At 51.5% G+C, this 19,082-nt stretch carries 18 protein-coding genes; 9 read left to right on the top strand and 9 right to left on the bottom strand.

Annotation, left to right across the window (positions count from 1 at the left end):
- Positions 1-76: 76 nt before the first annotated feature.
- From C0557_RS18305 to C0557_RS18290, 4 genes are all read right to left on the bottom strand, one after another.
- Positions 77-745: a HEPN domain-containing protein gene (locus tag C0557_RS18305; protein WP_208660066.1), complete on the bottom strand. Its 669-nt coding sequence runs from the start codon at positions 743-745 to the stop codon at positions 77-79.
- 19 nt (positions 746-764) lie between these two features.
- Positions 765-1,988, bottom strand: a complete 1,224-nt coding sequence (locus C0557_RS18300) for a DUF262 domain-containing protein (protein WP_208660064.1) — start codon at positions 1,986-1,988, stop codon at positions 765-767.
- A 302-nt stretch (positions 1,989-2,290) separates the two neighbouring features.
- Positions 2,291-2,521 carry a helix-turn-helix domain-containing protein gene (locus C0557_RS18295; RefSeq protein WP_253073737.1) on the bottom strand — a complete coding sequence of 77 codons (231 nt, stop codon included), beginning with the start codon at positions 2,519-2,521 and terminating at the stop codon, positions 2,291-2,293.
- Positions 2,522-2,598: 77 nt separating this feature from the next.
- Positions 2,599-2,829 (bottom strand): helix-turn-helix domain-containing protein, encoded by a 231-nt coding sequence (locus tag C0557_RS18290; RefSeq protein ID WP_208660062.1) that lies wholly within the window; start codon positions 2,827-2,829, stop codon positions 2,599-2,601.
- A gap of 107 nt (positions 2,830-2,936) precedes the next feature.
- On the opposite strand from C0557_RS18290, the gene C0557_RS18285 reads away from it, so the two are divergent.
- The 5 genes from C0557_RS18285 (at position 2,937) to C0557_RS18265 (ending at position 7,440) form a co-directional block, all read left to right on the top strand.
- A complete protein-coding gene (locus C0557_RS18285; protein ID WP_208660060.1) occupies positions 2,937-3,185 on the top strand; it encodes a helix-turn-helix transcriptional regulator in 249 nt (82 codons plus the stop codon).
- Between the two features lie 275 nt (positions 3,186-3,460).
- The gene (locus C0557_RS18280; RefSeq protein WP_208660058.1) at positions 3,461-3,721 is read left to right on the top strand and encodes a type II toxin-antitoxin system Phd/YefM family antitoxin; all 261 of its coding nucleotides are present in this window, start codon (positions 3,461-3,463) and stop codon (positions 3,719-3,721) included.
- Positions 3,722-4,039, top strand: coding sequence for a type II toxin-antitoxin system RelE/ParE family toxin (locus C0557_RS18275; RefSeq protein WP_208660056.1), 318 nt, complete (start codon positions 3,722-3,724; stop codon positions 4,037-4,039). It begins immediately after the preceding gene.
- Positions 4,040-4,154: 115 nt separating this feature from the next.
- Entirely contained in the window at positions 4,155-6,116 is a 1,962-nt protein-coding gene (locus C0557_RS18270; RefSeq protein ID WP_208660054.1) for a lipopolysaccharide assembly protein LapB, read from the top strand.
- A gap of 46 nt (positions 6,117-6,162) precedes the next feature.
- The gene (locus C0557_RS18265) at positions 6,163-7,440 is read left to right on the top strand and encodes a DUF4062 domain-containing protein (protein ID WP_208660052.1); all 1,278 of its coding nucleotides are present in this window, start codon (positions 6,163-6,165) and stop codon (positions 7,438-7,440) included.
- A gap of 130 nt (positions 7,441-7,570) precedes the next feature.
- Here C0557_RS18265 and C0557_RS18260 read toward each other — a convergent pair whose 3' ends face one another.
- Positions 7,571-7,762: a YfgG family protein gene (locus C0557_RS18260; protein WP_071531982.1), complete on the bottom strand. Its 192-nt coding sequence runs from the start codon at positions 7,760-7,762 to the stop codon at positions 7,571-7,573.
- 343 nt (positions 7,763-8,105) lie between these two features.
- Between C0557_RS18260 and C0557_RS18255 the strand changes: the two genes are divergently transcribed.
- Entirely contained in the window at positions 8,106-10,322 is a 2,217-nt protein-coding gene (locus C0557_RS18255; protein ID WP_208660050.1) for an EAL domain-containing protein, read from the top strand.
- 12 nt (positions 10,323-10,334) lie between these two features.
- Here the strand turns inward: C0557_RS18255 and ppx are convergent, their stop codons facing one another.
- The 4 genes from ppx to purM form a co-directional block, all read right to left on the bottom strand.
- Positions 10,335-11,876: an exopolyphosphatase gene (gene ppx, locus C0557_RS18250; RefSeq protein ID WP_074778780.1), complete on the bottom strand. Its 1,542-nt coding sequence runs from the start codon at positions 11,874-11,876 to the stop codon at positions 10,335-10,337.
- A gap of 3 nt (positions 11,877-11,879) precedes the next feature.
- Positions 11,880-13,940, bottom strand: a complete 2,061-nt coding sequence (ppk1, locus tag C0557_RS18245) for a polyphosphate kinase 1 (RefSeq protein WP_208660048.1) — start codon at positions 13,938-13,940, stop codon at positions 11,880-11,882.
- A 335-nt stretch (positions 13,941-14,275) separates the two neighbouring features.
- On the bottom strand, positions 14,276-14,917 hold the full coding sequence (gene purN, locus C0557_RS18240; RefSeq protein ID WP_208660046.1) for a phosphoribosylglycinamide formyltransferase: 642 nt from the start codon (positions 14,915-14,917) through the stop codon (positions 14,276-14,278).
- Complete coding sequence (purM, locus tag C0557_RS18235; protein WP_007370854.1) at positions 14,914-15,951, bottom strand: phosphoribosylformylglycinamidine cyclo-ligase; 1,038 nt, start codon at positions 15,949-15,951, stop codon at positions 14,914-14,916. The genes purN and purM overlap by 4 nt, the downstream gene beginning before the upstream one ends.
- Before the next feature lie 235 nt (positions 15,952-16,186).
- On the opposite strand from purM, the gene upp reads away from it, so the two are divergent.
- The 3 genes from upp (at position 16,187) to C0557_RS18220 (ending at position 19,010) form a co-directional block, all read left to right on the top strand.
- Positions 16,187-16,813 carry a uracil phosphoribosyltransferase gene (gene upp, locus C0557_RS18230; RefSeq protein WP_208660044.1) on the top strand — a complete coding sequence of 209 codons (627 nt, stop codon included), beginning with the start codon at positions 16,187-16,189 and terminating at the stop codon, positions 16,811-16,813.
- Positions 16,814-16,922: 109 nt separating this feature from the next.
- Positions 16,923-18,212, top strand: coding sequence for a uracil permease (gene uraA / locus C0557_RS18225; RefSeq protein WP_074778786.1), 1,290 nt, complete (start codon positions 16,923-16,925; stop codon positions 18,210-18,212).
- 96 nt (positions 18,213-18,308) lie between these two features.
- Positions 18,309-19,010, top strand: coding sequence for a DnaA inactivator Hda (locus tag C0557_RS18220; protein ID WP_216637211.1), 702 nt, complete (start codon positions 18,309-18,311; stop codon positions 19,008-19,010).
- Positions 19,011-19,082: the final 72 nt, after the last annotated feature.

Here is a 19,082-nt window from a genome sequence, read left to right as displayed (position 1 = left end):
GGGCTTTTTTGTGGGAATTACAGTAATCAATCATATGCATTAAATGAGAGTCGAGGATATAAAAGCTCTTAAATAATCATGGAGTTATACCTAAACTGATTAATGCTTCTTTTTTTATTTTTTCAGAAAATGATATACAATCTTTACCGAGATTCAAAGCGTCTTCTGGTGATAGTAATTTTTTTGCTGTAGGTTTTTTCCCATGATTGAAAAAAACTGCATGCGCAAAATCACCACGATAGTCAGCCAAATTTTTCCAGCTTATAAATTCATTATCGGAAACATCAAAGTTAATACCACAATGTTGCAGTAATGAGTTTAAGTAACGAACATTTATACCATTGTTATCAATTGCATTTGAAACTGCTATCGAATTAATCTCACCCAAAGAGGAAATGAGGAAATCCTTGGGTGAGATTGTAATCTCTTCATTTATTTTTTTGTCTGCTATTCTTTCTTTATAACTCTTGCTTTTTGCAAACAAAAAAATCAATGGTAGTGTAACAACTCCTTCATTTTTAAATTTTTCGCAAGCTATCTCACTTGAAAATACGCTTATCCCTTCAATATAATCTTCAATAGCCGCATGAAGTAAAATAAGATAAGATTTGACATCAAGATAAAAATCCTCGCTTGTTGAATCAACATTTCCTCTATGAGGGGTTATATATCGATGCAATAATTGTGAGTTTACATTTTCGAGATTCGAAAATGCCTCGGCGATGCGTAAGGAATAATCTGTCATAATTATTTCCTCTTCCGTTTTAATCTATGCTTTGAGGAATGGAATAATCAAGTTTGAATTTTTCGTTTAGGATGCTAAATAAAACTGAAAATCTAGTTCTATGCTGATCTAAGGTCTTTGTTGTTGAGGATACAGCAGATGAGAACTCTGGTTGTTCGAAGGCTTTTTTGACACAGGCACAAAAATCATCTTTTTTAGCACTATCATCAAAAATGACATCATGACCATCCGTTATTAAAAAATATGCATACTGTGCTAAGACTTCAAAAAGAGAACGGTTAAATCTTGATTCCCAAGTTTCTTTGGCCGGTAACCATTTCCTACCAACTTTTTTGGGGCCACCAAAAATTTCAATTAATAGTGAGCATGCAGAATCAAAAACAGTACACGATTGTTCAAAATCATTATGTTTGTCATTCCAGGACTCATTGGCATATTCCGTAAAAGTGTCTAAGAAATCTTTAAGGTTACTGTTGTATTTTTTGTTGCTAAAATTAATGGATAAAAATTTCAGTATTATTTCAATATCTTTGAAACGCTTATCAGGACCGGACAAAGACATAATGTGATGAAGAGGTATAACTGCGTTCGTCTTATTAGTTATAAACTTGGAGAATTCACCTTTGTGTAGAGAGTTTCTAAGTTCTTGCATTGATAATGGAACGGAACCTGTGTTGAGACGATAAAATACATCATATAAAACAGACGTAGTTTTATAACCCGAAAGAATCGTACATCTCAAATCAGCATTTTTCAAAAGGCGTAAATCATCGGCATCAAACGAATCAATAGAGGAACCATCTAAATCTTTTCTGATCGTTAGGCCTTTTAATTCAGCTTTGCCTTTCCAGTATTCATTTTCTGGTTTAAAGAAACCGTGAATTGCTAATAACCGTTGTTTTCCATCAATGACAACATATTGTTTCTTTTTGCTGGGTATTTCTGCTAAAACAACTTCAGGAACTGGGTACCCTACAATTAGTGACTCTATTAACTTTGAGCGTTTGTCATTTTCCCAAACATTCCTGCGTTGGAATGATGGGTTTAGATCAATGTTATTGGCTTCTATTTGGCTAATTATTGTCTCAATTGTCCAGTCTCTTGAGTAAATAACAAGTCCTTCTAAGTCATCTCTTGTCACTGGATCGTCGCTAACAATCTCTTCATTAAATTCAATGATTTCATGATCATCACTTTCAGATACTGAAAGTGCATTTTCATCAATAATGTTATTAGTTTCCATCGTCTCACCAATGTGTTAATTGTCTGATGATATATTGTACCTTGTGTATCAAGGGCTATAGATATAGCCTATATGTATGATATTACCTTACTATGAATTCAATTGCATATAATATTTAAAGAATATATGACTAAGTAATCACCTTGCTTCAATATACTCTAGCCTTACTCATCGTATTTGTCTGGGGACCAGTTTTTTTAGTCACACTTTATGCGGATGGAATCAAAAAATCAGTTCCTATCGGTAAAATACGTGGTTGCTTAATAAAAAATCTAACAAACGTTGCGCTCGTTGTATTTCCATCAAAACTTAAACAAACCATCCAACCCCATTCCCAGCCCGTCCGCAATAACAGCAATAACCTCCAGCGTTGGGTTCCTGACTCCTCGCTCAATCCCACTAATATAAGTGCGATCCAACCCGCATTTATCGGCGAACGCTTCCTGTGAAAGTCCGAGCTGTAAGCGGAGGGTTTTTACGCGTTGTCCGAAACGCACTGTGATGTCTTTTGTATTTTCCATGCCCGACAGCATCGTACTTCGTTGCTTATCAGACCACGGACGATGAGTCACATCACTGGCTGCTTGGTTGATCTCATTAGCAAAATCGATCAGCCGGGTTCGTTAAAAACGAACAGAGTAGTGAGTTCGGTGTTAAGTGCGGTTGCGAGGATATAAAGCACTTCCAGTGTTGGGTTACGAGTGCCGCGTTCGATTCCACTGATATAGGTGCGATCAAGTCCGCATTTCTCCGCAAAACCTTCCTGAGAAAGCCCTGCCTGCATGCGCAAAGTTCTGACACGTCGTCCCAACAGGACTTTGATATTTTCAGAATTTTTCATGCGTACAGCATTGTGTTTTGATGACTATAAGTCCACGGACTATTAGTCACAGTTTTAAATTGTTGTGCTAGTATGTGACTCATAGTCAACATGAAAGGAGAAGAACCATGGAACATCAGGACTGGCATAAAGCCGATATCATTGCGGGCTTAAAGAAGAAAGGAACATCGTTGGCGGCGCTTTCTCGTGAGTCGGGGCTGGCTTCATCCACGCTCGCCAATGCCTTAACCCGGCACTGGCCGAAAGGGGAGCGGCTAATTGCCGAAGCTCTGAATACCCAGCCAGAAGTAATCTGGCCGTCGCGTTACCAGGAGCGTAAATTCGGGCAGTGTGTGCGCGAAGAGCAGGGCGTATAAACGGTGAAACGTTAAACGGTAGTGACTCGTTTCAGGTCATTACCGTTTTACTCAATACATCCATTTCTCTACAACATCGTCGCCCAAGCTGTCGCTGATGCCGTCTTTCCCGCCGTATTCATCTGCCTGAAGTTCGTCTATGCCAGTTGAACAGGTCGAGGTCAATAAACTCGCGACATAGAACCCACGACAGATGATGCTTTAATGGGTGACGTTTTATTGTTCGATATCTATAATGAACGAATCGAACGATTCAGACGAAAAGGGTGATGGTGATGTACTCATTGACCGCGAACGAAGCAAAAACTCAGTTTGGCGACATGCTGTTAAAAGTGCAGCGAGAACCCGTGCAGATCAGTCGCAACGGTAAGCCGGTGGCGGTGGTTGTCTCAGCAGAAGACTACCAGGAAATTGAAGCGATGAAATTGCAATTGTTGCAGGCGAAAATTCAACGCGCTCGCAGTGACATTACTATTGGCAATACTGTTGATGGTGACGCATTTTTCGCTGAATTGCTGGATGCGGATAAAGACTAAATGGCAGCATTCAAGCTCACGGAAGAGGCTCAGCGTGATCTGCGAGAGATCCGCGATTACACGATCAGGAACTTTGGCAAACAACAGTCCCGGGATTACCTGGCAAATATGCGCCAGATGCTGGAAAAAATAGCGGGAATACCAACGATGGGTCAAAAAAGGGAAGAAGAACTTGGTGCTGGTGTCTACAGTTTTCCCTGTGACAGCCATATGATTTATTACATTGCCGCTCGCCAGGGCATCGTTGTACTTGCTGTATTACATCAAAGCCGGGTTCCCGTTCATCATTTGGCTGAAAGACTCTCGAAATCTCTCTGAATCCATCCATTTTCCTCACTAACCCCTCGTATTTATTGGCTTTTCTTTGGACGCGGCGACGGTTAAGGTCTACGCTGTTACAGCCAAAAACCCACCAACCAACAAGGCAAGCGCCATGTTTAAACGCCTCCTTTCTGCCATTAGCGGCAAAAAAAAGCCGGAAACCGAAACTCACTCTCCTGAACCACCGCAAAACGACGAGCTGATTGTGGCGTACGACGCCTACGGGCGGGAGATGCAGATCCCGCGCAGCGAGTGGCGCGAGAAGGTTTTTTTGCCGTCGCTGGAAGAGAAACGCAACGACGCTGCCGAACTCTATCAGGCGATCATTAGCGGGCTGAACGATGGTTTTGCTGCGGATTTGATCCCCGCCGCCGAACGTCTGGTGGAGATTGATTATATTCCCGAGCGCAGCCACACCATTCAGGGCATCGTGCTGATGAAAAATGGCGAGCTGGCGGCGGCGGAAAATACGCTGCGAGCGGGTATCGCCAAAGTGGGCGAAACCGGCACATTGCTGACCAATTTAGCCAAAGTGTTTGCCGAGCGCGGTGAAGAGCCGCGCGCGGAAGAGACTCTGTGGCAGGCGATTCAGGCCGATCCGAATCAGGACAACGGCCTGTTATGGTGGGTGAGCATTCAACAGGAGCGCGGCGGGGAAAATGCCTATGTAGCCGCGCTGAAAACCGTGTCTGCATTGCCCGGTAGCTGGCGCGCGCAGTTATGGCTGGCACGTCATTATCTGGAACATCAGGATATTGCCGCTGCCCGCGCGCTCTATAAGGAAGTGCTGTCCGCCGGTCTGTATGACGGCAGCGCGCTGATGATGATTTCCGGCGATCTCGGCAATAACGGGCAGATCCCGCTGATCGCTGAGTTGGTGGCTCCGGTGTATGACGAACAGCGTCACGAGCCGATGGCTGGTCTTAATCTGCTGCGTGCCTGGCAGGCGCTGGGCAATGTGGAGGAGGGCGAAAAGCTGCTGGCGCGGATGTACGCGCTGGGATATATGCCGCTGAAACAGCACCTTGATGAATTCGCCAAAGCCTTTCAGGAGATGCAGAAGCACGCTGCCATCTCCACGCCTGCTGATGCTTGCGAACTGAAGTTCAGCACACTGTCGCTCACTCAACCGATCTGGCATTACGGCCTGTGCAATGCCAATTGGTTGTTCGCGCAGAAGCCTGAAGAAGCGCCGACTGTCGGTTTCTTTGCGCTGTCGAAACTCTACGACGGCCCTGAACGCAGCGAATCACAGCGCGAGGATGATATTGGCCGTCTGACGCGGGCGATCCCGCTCTATTTTGCCGAAGCGGCGCACTACTGGAGCGACTACGCCAGCCGTTTTTATGTGCAGGTGGTGGAGGGCGGCGGGCCGGTGCTGATTGGCGGTGAAATGGACGGCAATGCGCTGTCCGATATCGTCCCGCCAACCATGAACTACTTTGTTACCGGCACCGTGGGTTGCCGCGGGGAAGGGGAACAGCGCGAGTGGCACATCACGTTGAGCCTGTGGGACTGCGCAACGCGCACGAAAAAAGCCAGCGAAGCGGGCCGCAGCAAACAGGCTGAGCTGGGTGCGCTGGTACTCGATCTTGAACAGCGTCTGCTCGCTGTAATCGGTCTCACGCGCCAGCAACCGCTGGATGGGTTTTATCTGCGCCCGTCTGCGGAGGCGATGGATATTTATCTGGGCGAACTGGCGCAGGCATTCACGCTGACGCTGGTGGTAAATAAAACCACGCCGCGCGAGGCGATGTGGGGCGAGCGGGCGATGCTCGACTGGCCGCTGCATATGGCGCTCCAGTGGCCGCAGGTTGAGGTGCCGAAATTGATGTATCTCTCCGGGCTGGGAAAAGCCTTTGATTATCACTCGGAGGCGCTGGCCGAGCACCAAAGCCGTACGCTGGAGTTGCTGCGCGAAGCCGAACGCAATGGTAGCCCGGCTGCGCGTCTTGCGCCGCTGGTGTGGAAAATCTTCGGTATGGACGAGGAATTTGCCGCGCACCGGCAAAATCTGCCGGCAGATGCGGGCAGCGCGTATCGCGACTGGCTGGCGCGTGTCGCGGATAAGTAGTTATTGGGTGCTGCGGGAAAGCGTTTATAAATCTAAGGGGCAATAAATGGCCAATAAACTACGCGTGTTCATTAGCAGTACGATGAAGGATCTGCGCAACGAGCGGCAGGAAGTGGTCGATCGGTTAAATTTTTTCGGTTTTGAGCCGGTGAATGCCGAAGAGTTTAGCCCAAACGGGCAGACCAGCTGGGAAGTGATTGAGCCGAAAATCCGCGATTGTCACCTGTTTGTCCTGCTTCTTGGCGACAGCTACGGCTGGGAACCTGACAGCGGTTATGGCGGTGGCGAAGGTAAATCTGTCACGCACCTTGAATATGACGCTGCTCGCGCGCTGAACATTCCGGTGTTGCCCTTTATGAAAAAGCTGGATTACGGAAGTAAAGAGGACAAGCTGCGGGATGCGTTTCGCACGGCGGTGGCCGCGTGGGATACGGGGCATTTTCGCGCAGAATTTGAGTTAGCGAAGGATCTTGCAGATAAGGTGGCAAAGGCGCTGGTGGATTTTTGTACCCAGACGGCACTGAAAGAGCTGCTGCGTCTGCGCGATGCCCAGTTAACGCCTCCGCATGCCGCTGTGCAATTGGCCGAATCGCTGCCGGTGCATGACGATGATAAATGGGTGCTTCTCGGCGGCGCAGGGCTGTCGATATCTGCTGGCTATCCGACGGCGAATCTGATTATCAGTAGCCTGGCCGCACAGCTCTGGCCGGATGTTGCAGCCAGCGATATCTACACCCGCTACTCGTTTGATGAAGTTGCGGGGTATTACGAAAGCCAGCGCGGGCGCGAGGCGTTGCTGCAGGATGTTAAAGCGTTACTGGACACGCCGCAGAAGGTCTGGCCGACCGGGGCCCATTTTGAGGCAGTGAAGAAGTTCAAAACCATCCTCACCACCAACTATGATGCACTCTTCGAGATCGCCTGCATGACGAGCGGCATTCCGTATGTGGTCATCACGCCGTCCGATCCGAAGTTGCCGGAAAAGGGCAAGGTCTCGATCATTAAGCTCAGCGGAACACTCTCCGAACTGGAAAGCCTGCGGCTGACGGCGAAAGATCTCCAGGAAGTGATGGCCAATGAGGCGTTCTTTAGGGTGATCAAACAGAGCCTTGCGGGCCGAAAAGTCGCGGTTGTCGGACACGCTTTGCGCGATGCCCATGTGTTAAAGGCGTTGACCGAATCCGGTGTCTCCGGGCCGGGCGTCTACGTGAGCCCTAATCCTGGGCCTGCGGCGGATATCATCCTGCACCGCGTTAACCTGCAAGCGAAACCGCAGAAAGCCGATGCGTTTCTTGCCAGTTTCGATCCCGGCGGCGTGATGTAAACGCCATCGCGTGCAATGCGTCCCTTTATCGTCAGCAATATCAACCGATTTGCTGGCGATTTTTTTTGCAGCTTTTAAAAGGCGTGCAAAAACCCACGCGTCTGAGCGTGTACAAAAAAGAGGGTAAATATTAACGTTGTGCGGTGGGATCGATAGTCTGGCTGATTTGTTGCGACTGGACTTTATCCTGATGATGATACCAGGCGCCAATGGTGGAATAGACGAAACGGCCGAAGAAAAAGACAAAGCTGATGAGAAGTACGATACGGGTCATGCGACTGTCAAATCGATGTCGTTTTCGCATACTGGTTGCCTGACTCACTGTGTTTCCTTTAGGAATACCCGATTAACGGGCGACAGGGTTATTAAGGCACAGTATCCGGGGAAGGTCAATTAAGCGTGCAGCCCGTTAAAACATATCTTGGGGTTATATAAGAAAAATTAAATATTTACGCTGCGAATATAAAAACAAAAATACAGATTAATCACATGGAAATAAAATCCGCTGATACGTTTCTTTTGATTTATATCAACTTTCACTTACCGCGCAGAACTAAAATTTCTCCCTGTTACTAAACGGGCGCGTTCCCCTCGTGCCTTGTTAAGCCAGGCTGGATGCCTGTCTGAAATTTCAGCCCGGATCAGGCTACCTTCTTTGAGCGTCTATGTCATTAATTAATAAGTATAATTACCTAAAGGATAAATGGTGGGCATTGCCGCTCGTTCTTCCCGTTATCTTTTATCCATTATTTAGTCTGGCTAATGTATTTACTTCGATTTACGGGCAGAACGTTATTCTTTATTACCTGCCAATGTCGCTCTTGATCAGTCTGATGATGTTTTATGGCTGGGCCGTGCTGCCAGGTATGATTGTTGCGTTAATCTGGCATAACTGGCATTGGGGGCCATTGGGAATGCTCCTGAAAAGTGCGCAAGAACTGATTCCTGTCCTGTTTAGCTGGGTCGGGTATCGAGTATTTGTCACTCGCCGACATCTGGTCACATATGGTACATCGTCACTGATTTATCAGCGCATTTTCTGGCAAGTATTATGCCCTGCAACGTTATATCTGCTGCTTCTGGAACTGGGGAACTGGCTGAATCTCTTCGGCAAGCAGTTGAGCGAGCCGGCGAAAATGGTGCTGGATATGTCGCTGTTGATCACGTATCAGGGGCTACTGGCCGGCGCGGTAACGGGCGTCACATTAGGTTATTTACTGATCCGCATCATTCGCCACCCACGCTATGCGCGCTCATGGTTTTCCCAACTGCGCATGGAATTTGATCCTAAAGTGACCTGGCTGGAACTGTGTGTCTGGTTCTGTCTGGTGCTGGGGTTGCAGTACCAACTGTTAATGCCTTCCACCAGTTGCAGCATTATCTTTAACACCAACTATACGCTTTCGCTGCTGCTGCCGGTGATGCTGTGGGGATCAATGCGCTACGGCTTCCGGTTTATGTCGTTTGTCTGGTCGCCACTGCTGATTCTGACGATCCACTATTTTTATCGCAGTTTGTCCTGTTTTACTTCCAGAGATGTGCAGATCGCTATCATCTCTTCCCGTTACCTGACATTTACATTCATGATCCTCGCGCTGGCAGGAATCGCCAGCCGGCGGCGATCGGTGCTTAACCGAACCCGTCGGCTGGCGTCTGTCGATCCAATGACTCATTTGCCGAATCTGCGTGCGCTAAGCCGCGAGCTGGCGAATACCCCGTGGTCGGTGCTTTATTTCCTGCGCATACCGGCGCTTGAACTTTTAGGCCGCAGCTATGGCGTGATGTTTCGCATCCAGTTTAAACAGCACCTGGCCAACTGGTTAAAGCCGTTGTTACAGAAAGGGGAAGCCGTTCACCAGCTTTCGGGCCACGATCTGGTGATTCGCCTGAATACCCACGCCTGGCAGACGCGTATTGATGAACTGGATGCGCGCATCAAACAGTTTCGTTTCATCTGGGATGAGATGCAGGTGCAGTTACCCGTTGGTATCAGCTATTGCTATGTGCGTTCGCCCGTTCAGCATCTCTATCTGCTACTTGGCGAGATGATCACCACGGCCGATATTTCGCTGGTCACCAACCGGCCGGAAAACCTGCAAAACCGGGGCGTGGCAAACCTGCAACGCAGCCTGAAAAGCAAAGTCGAGATGATGAATCGCCTGCAAAAGGCGCTGGAAGGCGATCATTTTCTGCTGATGGCGCAGTTGGTTTCCGGCGTGCGCGGCGATAGCTACTATGAAATTCTGCTGCGCCTGGGCGAGGATCCGCAACATTGCATCCGACCGAGTGAGTTTTTACCGGTGGCGCAGGAGTTCGGTCTGTCGTCGCGGATTGATTTGTGGGTGATTGAAAATGTGCTGCGCTTTATGGCGCATAACCGCAAAACGTTGCCCGCGCAGCGTTTTTCAGTCAACCTCTCGCCAGCCTCTGTCTGCCGTGCGCAGTTCGCGCAGGAGGTAAAAACCCTGCTGCGGGATTACGCTATCGAAGCGTGGCAGCTGATTTTTGAAATCAGCGAAAGCAGCATGATGCCGAATATACAGCAGGCCGGACAAACGCTCGCCCAGCTACAACAAATGGGGTGCCGGGTTGCCATTGATGACTTTGGTACCGGTTATGCCAGCTACGCCCAGTTGAAAGATGTGAACGCCGATATGCTGAAAATAGACGGCAGTTTTATCCGCAATATCGTTGCAAACAGCCTGGACTATCAGATTGTGGCCTCTATCTGCCATCTGGCGCGGATGAAGAAAATGCAGGTCGTCGCGGAGTATGTTGAAAGCGAAGAGATACGCAGCGCGGCTGTCGCGCTGGGTATCGATTATCTACAGGGTTATCTGATTGGTAAGCCCGCTCCGCTGGCGACGCTGGTCGAAGAGTAAGCGGAAGGCGGCTCAGGCCGCCACTTCCGGTGCCTGTTCTTCTTCGATTTTTAACCGCCAGCCGGTGACCGCTTCCCAGTATTCCTGCTCTTTTTCCAGATCCAGCAGTACCAGCGCATTCTGGCTGAACCAGTCATGCGGGAAGCGCAGCGTCCAGTGATTCTCATCGGTTTTCAGAAACAACGTCGGCGGCGTAGTGGTCGCCTGACGCTGATTATTCAGCAGTACGCCAAGACGCAGTAACTGAACCAGCGGCAAAAATTGCTTCTTCTTGTAGAGCGTAAAGCGCGGCAGCTCGTCGAGTTTGATCGCTTTACGATGACAGCGCACCAGGGTCGCCATCATCAGTTGCTGCTCCTGGTTGAAACCCGGCAGGTTGCTGTTTTGCAGAATGTAGGCCGAATGGCGGTGCATGCCGCTGTGGTTGATGTTCAGCCCCACTTCATGCAACATCGCCGCCCACTTCAGCAGCGCCGCCAGTTGCGGGTTGTTGAGCTTGGGATTTTGCGCCTGCCATTGATCGTACATCTGCGTGGTAGTTTCCAGCACGCGGCGAGCCTGTTCACGGTCAATATTGTACTGGCTGGCGAGGCTCTGCGCTGTACGGCTGCGAATGTCCTGATGACGGAAGCGGCCTTCCATCTCATACAGCACGCCCTCACGCAGCGCACCGTCGGAGAGACGCAGTTCGCGGATCGCCAACGCATCGAATACGCCGCACAGAATGGCGAGGCCCGGCACGAACACCGCTTTACGTTCCTCAGAAAGCCCTGGCAGGCTCAGTTCGCTGAAGTTTTTATACTTCAGCACTTCATCGACCAGTTTTTCCAGACGCTCCGGAGTAATAAACCCGTCCTTCTCGCCTGAGGCGATCAGCACTTCATTTGCCGCTTTGATACTGCCGGACGCGCCCAGCGCCACATTCCAGCCCTGGATGCGGAACTGCCAGGCCAGCGACTCCAGCTTTTGCGTGGCGGAAATGCGCGCGCGGCGGAAGTTTTCACCATTGATGGTGCCGCCGGGGAAGTACATCTGCGCAAAGCTGACGCAGCCCATGCGACGGCTTTCGACCAGCTTTGGTTCGAAATCTTCACCGATAACCAGCTCCGTCGAACCGCCGCCGATATCGATCACCAGCTTGCGGCCTTTCTCCGGCTGCGTATGTTCCACGCCCATAAAAATCAGTCGCGCTTCTTCGTTGCCCGGAATGATTTCAATCGGGTAGGGGATCACTTTTTCGGCACGTTTGAGAAACTCCGTGGCATTCATCGCCTGGCGTAACGTGTGCGTGCCTACGATGCAGACGCTGGAGGGATCGAACCCTTGCAGGCGCTCGGCAAACAGCGACAGGCAAGCCAGCCCGCGCTCCATTGCCTCTTCACTCAGCATGTTATTGCTGTCCAGACCATCCGCCAGATGCACGCGCTGCTTCAGGCGGCCGATGATTTGCATCGCCCCGTCCACCACACGTGCAATCACCATATGGAAACTGTTGGAACCCAGGTCGACCGCAGCGAACTCCTCCGGTCGGGGCATCTTTTCTTGTATCGGCATAGATTAATCAGGCTGCTCGAGTGATTTGATGTAGTCGTAAATCGCCAACTGCGCGCGTACTTTACGACGATTGCCGCGTGGCACGTAGCGATTGCTCAGTTCTTTATCAATGTACCGGGCTTTTACCGTATCACTGAACAGAATGTCAATGATATCCAGAACGCGCTGTTTAAGCCGGGGATCGAGCAGCGGTGCCGCTACTTCGATACGGTAATCGATATTACGGGTCATCCAGTCAGCGGAAGAGAGCCAGACTCGCTTATCGCCGCCGTTCTCAAAAATATAGATGCGATCGTGCTCAAGATAACGGTCAACGATGCTAATCACGCGAATATTTTCGCTGATGCCTTCAAGCTCCGGGATCAGCGAACACATACCGCGTACCAGCAGATTCACCGGCACGCCTGAACTGGAGGCGGTATAGAGGCGATCCACCAGCCCTTTGTCCACCAGGTTGTTCAGCTTCAGCGTAATGCCGGAAGGCTGTCCATTCTGCGCGTTGGCGATCTCGGCATCGATCATGTCATACAGCAGGCGGCGCGAGTTTTGCGGCGACACCAGCAGGTAATCGAAATTCACCGGGCGATACGGGTTCTCGATAAAGTTAAACACCCGGCGCACTTCATTGGTAATGCGCGCATCGGCCGTAATCAGCGAGTAGTCGGTATACAGCCGCGCGGTTTTCTCGTTAAAGTTCCCGGTACCGATATGCGCGTAGCGCACCACTTCTTCACCTTCCATGCGGGAGATGAGGAACAGCTTGGCGTGAATTTTTAAACCCGGCGCTGAGAAGATCACCTGCGCGCCCGCTTCCGTCAGCCGTTTCGCCCAGTGGATGTTGGCTTCTTCATCGAAACGCGCCTGTAACTCCACCACCACGGTCACTTTTTTGCCGTTGTGCGCCGCGTGGATCATCGAATCAATAATGCGTGAGTCTTTCGCCACGCGGTAAATATTGATTTTAATCGCCAGCACGCTCGGGTCGAACGACGCCTGGCGCAGCAGCTCCAGAACGTGCTCGAAGGTGTGATAGGGGTAATAGAGCAGCACGTCGCGTTCGCGAACGGCATCAAAACCGTTGCGGAATTTATCAAACCCGGTATGACGCAGACGCGGCAGCGGTTTGTTGACGAGGTTGGCTTTGCCGACATTCGGGAAGCCAATAAAGTCTTTAAAGTTGTGGTAACGCCCGCCGGGGATAATGGAGTCATAACGGGAAATGGTCAGCTTCTCGCGCAGCATTTCCACCATCGCATCGGGCATATCGCGCTGGTAAACAAAACGCACCGGTTCGGCGGTTAGACGCTGTTTCAGGCTCGACGACATCAGCTCCATCAGGCTCGATTCCATCTCGTGAACCAAATCATATTCGGCATCACGGGTCATCTTCATCGAGTAGGCATTCAGCGAATCGTAATCGAAGAAGCCTTTAAAAATGTCATCAAGGCAGTAGCGCAGAATGTTGTCCAGCAGGATCATCGGTTTGCGGCGACGTGGCGTTTCCGGCGGCAGATTCACGAAACGCGGTACTTTGTCCGACGGGATCTCCAGCAGGGCGTAGCGGATATCGTTGCCGCGAATGATCTCGACCGCCAGATAGGTGTAATCATCTTTTAAGAACCGCACCAGGTTGGTTTCGCGGTTTATCAGTGTCGGCGTAATGTGCTGGCGCAGATACTGCTTGAAGTAGTTGCGCAGCCAGCTTTGCTGGTTTTGCGACAGTTGCCGTTCGTTGATCAGGAAGATTTGGTTGCGTGCCATCTCCAGCAGCAGGTCGTTGTACAGGCTGTCGAATTCCTGGTCGGCCTTCAGCACACGGGACTGAATTTTGCCCAGCAGATGACGTGAGTTGGTGGTGGTGCCTTGCTCTTCGCTGATGATCAACCGGCGTTTCAGCTCGGCAAAACGCACCTTATAAAATTCATCGAGGTTATTGGAATAGATTCCCAAAAAACGCATGCGCTCGATTAGCGGGTTACTTTTGTCTGCCGCTTCCTGGAGAACACGTTCGTTGAAGCACAACCAGCTTAGTTCTTTTTCGAGATATAACTTTTCCTGACCCATTCCTGTTTACACTCCGGTTCTTACTCGGGACACAGCAATGCCTTTTCGTTCTTACGGTGTCCGCGACTGACAGGTGAACGTTGCTGGCGTTCCTTCGTATGGCACAACTTATTATGGCGAGCTTTGCCCTAAGATGTCCAACTGTGCCAAAAAAGTATGACAGTAATCTTTTTTCTGACTTAAGGTGATGAAAATACTGCGGGGATAAGAAGGCATTGGGCGCGTTTGACGCCGGAGGGCAGCTTCGCCTTATCTGGCCTGAAAACGGCCCGGGAAAACGGTGAAGACCGGATAAGCATCGCGCCATCCGGCAGCAGAACAACAAGTGGGGACGATTATTCGTCGGCTGCATAGCCTTCTGGAGGCAGACAGACGCCATCAAGCCACGCGCTGTTATTCTCCATCTTCAGGCGACCATCGACGAACCAGCTCACCACCAGCGGATAAATCGCGTGTTCCTGCGCTTGTACGCGGTCGGTGATCTCTTCTTCCGTGTCGCCGTCAAACACCGGGACTTTGGCCTGCAAAATGACCGGGCCGCCATCCAGCTCTTCCGTCACAAAATGCACGCTGGTGCCGTGCACTTCATCGCCATTTTCCAGCACCTGGCGGTGCGTGTTCAGACCTGGGTATTTCGGCAGCAGGGAAGGATGAATATTCAGCAGACGTCCGGCGTAATGGGTAACAAATGCCGGGCTGAGGATGCGCATGTAACCTGCCAGCACCACCACATCCGGCGCGTAGGCGTCAATTTCATGCATCAGTTCACGATCGAAGGCATCGCGGCTGGCAAACTGCGAGGCAAGAAGGGCATGCGCAGGAATTGCGGCTTCCCGCGCACGTTCAAGGCCGAACGCGTCGGCCTTGTTACTGAATACTGCCCGCAGGGTGCCGTTGATTTTCTTCTGTTTGCAGGCATCGATAATCGCCTGCAAATTGCTTCCGTTACCGGAAATCAGCACCACAATGTTTTTCATTCAATGACCACACGCTCACTGGAATCGGATGCTTTGATAATACCGATTTTCCACGCGTTTTCACCTTTGGCATTGAGCAGGGCAATGGCTTTATCCGCTTCTGCGGCAGGCAGCGCGATGACCATACCGACGCCACAGTTGAAGGTGCGGTACATTTCATGACGGCTGACGTTACCGGCGCTTTGCAGCCAGTTGAAGACCGCCGGCCACTGCCAGGAGGATTCGTCGATAACCGCCTGGGTGTTATCCGGCAGAACGCGCGGGATATTTTCCCAGAAACCGCCGCCCGTCAGGTGAGCGATAGCGTGTACATCAACGTTTTCAATCAGCTCCAGCACCGATTTCACGTAAATACGCGTCGGTTCCAGCAGGTGATCGGCCAGCGGTTTGCCTTCAAGTTGAGTGGTCAGCGGATCGCAGCCGCTCACTTCGATCACTTTACGCACCAGCGAGTAACCGTTGGAGTGCGGACCGCTGGAAGCCAGCGCCACCAGCACGTCGCCATCGGCTACTTTGGAGCCGTCAATAATTTCTGCTTTCTCTACCACGCCCACGCAGAAACCGGCCACGTCGTAATCTTCACCGTGATACATGCCCGGCATCTCTGCGGTTTCGCCGCCAACCAGCGCACAACCGGATTGCAGGCAGCCTTCGGCGATGCCGTTGATCACGCTGGCGGCGGTGTCCACGTCCAGCTTGCCGGTGGCGTAATAGTCGAGGAAGAACAGCGGCTCAGCGCCCTGTACCACCAGGTCGTTTACACACATGGCGACCAGGTCGATACCGATGGTGTCATGACGTTTCAGATCCATTGCCAGACGCAGCTTGGTGCCAACGCCATCAGTGCCGGAAACCAGTACCGGTTCACGATATTTTTGCGGCAGAGCGCACAGCGCGCCGAAGCCGCCCAGACCGCCCATTACTTCCGGACGGCGGGTCTTCTTCACCACGCCTTTGATTCGGTCAACCAGAGCATTGCCTGCATCAATATCAACACCGGCATCTTTATAGCTGAGAGAGGTTTTATCGGTCACTGCTTCAGTCCCCACGCGTTTTCTTGCGGTAGAAATAAAATTCGGCGCAATTCTAGCAGCCCAGGCAAACGTTTGCGAGCCTATTATTGCCGGGCGTACCTTATAAGTTCCGATATACTATTTTCCAGCCTGATTGATCGCGATCAAGCGGCTACCTGTAGCACAACGGAAAAAAAGCGGTATAATCCGGCGATTTTTTTTGTGGCTGCCACCTGTCAGGGGAAAGGAGAAGAGTATGAAGGTCGTGGAAGTTAAACACCCACTCGTCAAACACAAGCTTGGGTTGATGCGTGAAAACGATATCAGCACCAAACGCTTTCGTGAACTCGCCTCAGAAGTGGGCAGCCTGCTGACGTATGAAGCGACGGCTGACCTCGAAACCGAAAAAGTGACCATCGAAGGCTGGAACGGCCCGGTGGAGGTTGAGCAGATCAAAGGTAAAAAAATTACCGTGGTGCCGATTCTGCGCGCCGGTCTGGGCATGATGGAAGGCGTGCTGGAGCACGTGCCGAGCGCGCGCATCAGCGTGGTCGGTATCTACCGTAATGAAGAAACGCTGAAGCCGGTACCGTACTTCCAGAAACTGGTGTCCAACATCGACGAGCGTATGGCGCTGGTGGTTGACCCGATGCTGGCGACCGGCGGTTCAATGATTGCCACCATCGACCTGCTGAAAAACGCAGGCTGTCACAGCATTAAGGTACTGGTGCTGGTTGCCGCGCCGGAAGGTCTGGCGGCGCTGGAGAAAGCGCACCCGGACGTCGAGCTGTATACCGCGTCGATCGACAAGGGCCTCAACGAGCACGGCTACATTATTCCGGGCCTCGGCGATGCCGGTGACAAAATCTTTGGTACGAAGTAACGCATGACAAATCGAAAGCCGACTTTGATAGTCGGCTTTTTTTTGGATTCATAAACTGCCCGCCGCAAAGGACGGGGAGATAAACAACAACACTCAGAGGAAAAACATTATGACGCGCCGTGCTATCGGGGTGAGTGAAAGACCGCCGCTTTTGCAAACGATTCCGCTTAGTTTGCAGCACCTGTTCGCCATGTTTGGCGCGACCGTGCTGGTGCCAATTCTGTTCCACATTAACCCGGCTACCGTGCTGCTGTTCAATGGTATCGGGACGCTGCTTTATCTCTTCATCTGTAAGGGGAAAATTCCGGCTTACCTCGGCTCCAGCTTTGCGTTTATCTCGCCGGTGCTGCTGCTGCTGCCGCTCGGTTATGAAGTGGCGCTGGGCGGCTTCATTATGTGCGGCGTGTTGTTCTGCATCGTCTCCTTTATTGTTAAGAAAGCCGGTACCGGCTGGCTGGATGTGATGTTCCCGCCTGCGGCAATGGGCGCTATCGTTGCGGTTATCGGCCTGGAACTGGCCGGTGTGGCGGCGAATATGGCGGGTCTGCTACCGGCTGACGGTCAGAGCGCGGATAGCAAAACGGTGATCATTTCGATGGTCACGCTGGGCGTCACGGTGTTTGGTTCCGTGCTGTTCCGTGGCTTTATGGCGATTATCCCGATCCTTATCGGCGTGCTGGCGGGCTATGCGCTCTCCTTCGTCATGGGCGTTGTCGATACCACGCCGATCGCGCAGGCGCACTGGTTTGCGCTGCCGACGTTCTATACTCCGCGTTTCGAGTGGTTTGCTATTTTCACCATTCTGCCTGCGGCGCTGGTGGTGATTGCCGAGCATGTGGGTCACCTGGTGGTGACGGCGAATATCATCAAAAAAGATCTGATCCGCGATCCGGGCCTGCATCGTTCGATGTTTGCTAACGGTTTCTCGACGATTATTTCTGGCTTCTTTGGTTCCACGCCGAACACCACTTACGGTGAGAACATCGGTGTAATGGCCATCACCCGCGTTTACAGCACCTGGGTTATCGGCGGCGCGGCTATCATCGCCATCCTGCTCTCCTGCGTTGGCAAACTGGCTGCGGCGATCCAGATCATCCCGGTTCCGGTCATGGGCGGCGTATCGTTGCTGCTGTACGGCGTGATTGGCGCATCCGGTATTCGCGTATTGATTGAATCGAAAGTCGATTACAGCAAAGCGCAGAACCTGATACTCACGTCCGTCATCCTGATCATCGGCGTCAGCGGTGCGAAAGTGCACATCGGCGCGGCGGAACTGAAAGGCATGGCGCTGGCGACCATTGTTGGTGTCTGCCTGAGCCTGATCTTCAAACTGATTAGCGTACTGCGCCCGGAAGAAGTGGTGCTGGACGCGCAGGACAACGACGCCGCGAAGGGTTAATGCCTGTCGTTTGAACCGGGTTTCGCGCCCGGTTCAAACCTTGCCATGTTTTATGGTAAACTCGCTGCGTTTTTTGTAAGCCCTGTTGAGGTCCCTCTGAACACACCGGCACAGCTCTCTTTGCCATTATATTTACCCGATGATGAAACCTTCGCGAGTTTCTGGCCGGGTGATAACCCCTCTTTACTGGCGGCGTTGCAAAACGTTCTGCGCCAGGCACACAGCGGATACATCTATTTCTGGTCGCGGGAAGGCGCCGGGCGCAGTCATTTGCTGCACGCCGCCTGCGCGGAGCTCTCCAGGCGCGGCGATGCCGTTGGCTATGTGCCGCTGGATAAGCGCACCTGGTTCGTGCCGGAAGTGCTGGAGGGGATGGATCAACTCTCGCTGGTGTGTATCGATAATATCGAATGCATTGCCGGTGACGAGCCGTGGGAAATGGCGATCTTCAACCTCTATAACCGCATTCTTGAACAGGGCAAAACCCGGCTGCTGATCACCGGCGATCGTCCGCCGCGCCAGTTGAATCTTGGGCTGCCGGATCTGGCGTCGCGGCTGGACTGGGGGCAGATCTACAAGCTGCAACCGCTCTCCGATGAAGACAAGTTGCAGGCGTTGCAACTGCGCGCGCGCATTCGTGGTTTTGAGTTGCCGGAAGATGTGGGCCGTTTTCTGCTCAAACGGCTGGACAGAGAAATGCGTACGCTGTTCGATACGCTCGACGTACTGGATCGCGCTTCTATTACCGCCCAGCGCAAGCTGACCATCCCGTTTGTGAAAGATATTCTCAAGTTATAAATCATGGCCGGTACATCTTATCCGGCCTGCGCGGTTTACAGGCCCGGTAAGCGTAGCGCCACCGGGCAATCA

Origin of the sequence: Kosakonia sp. MUSA4, assembly GCF_013085925.1 — a bacterium.
Classification (GTDB): domain Bacteria; phylum Pseudomonadota; class Gammaproteobacteria; order Enterobacterales; family Enterobacteriaceae; genus Kosakonia; species Kosakonia sacchari_B.
Note: the sequence above shows the minus strand (reverse complement) of the source record. Positions and strands in the feature narration are given on the sequence as shown.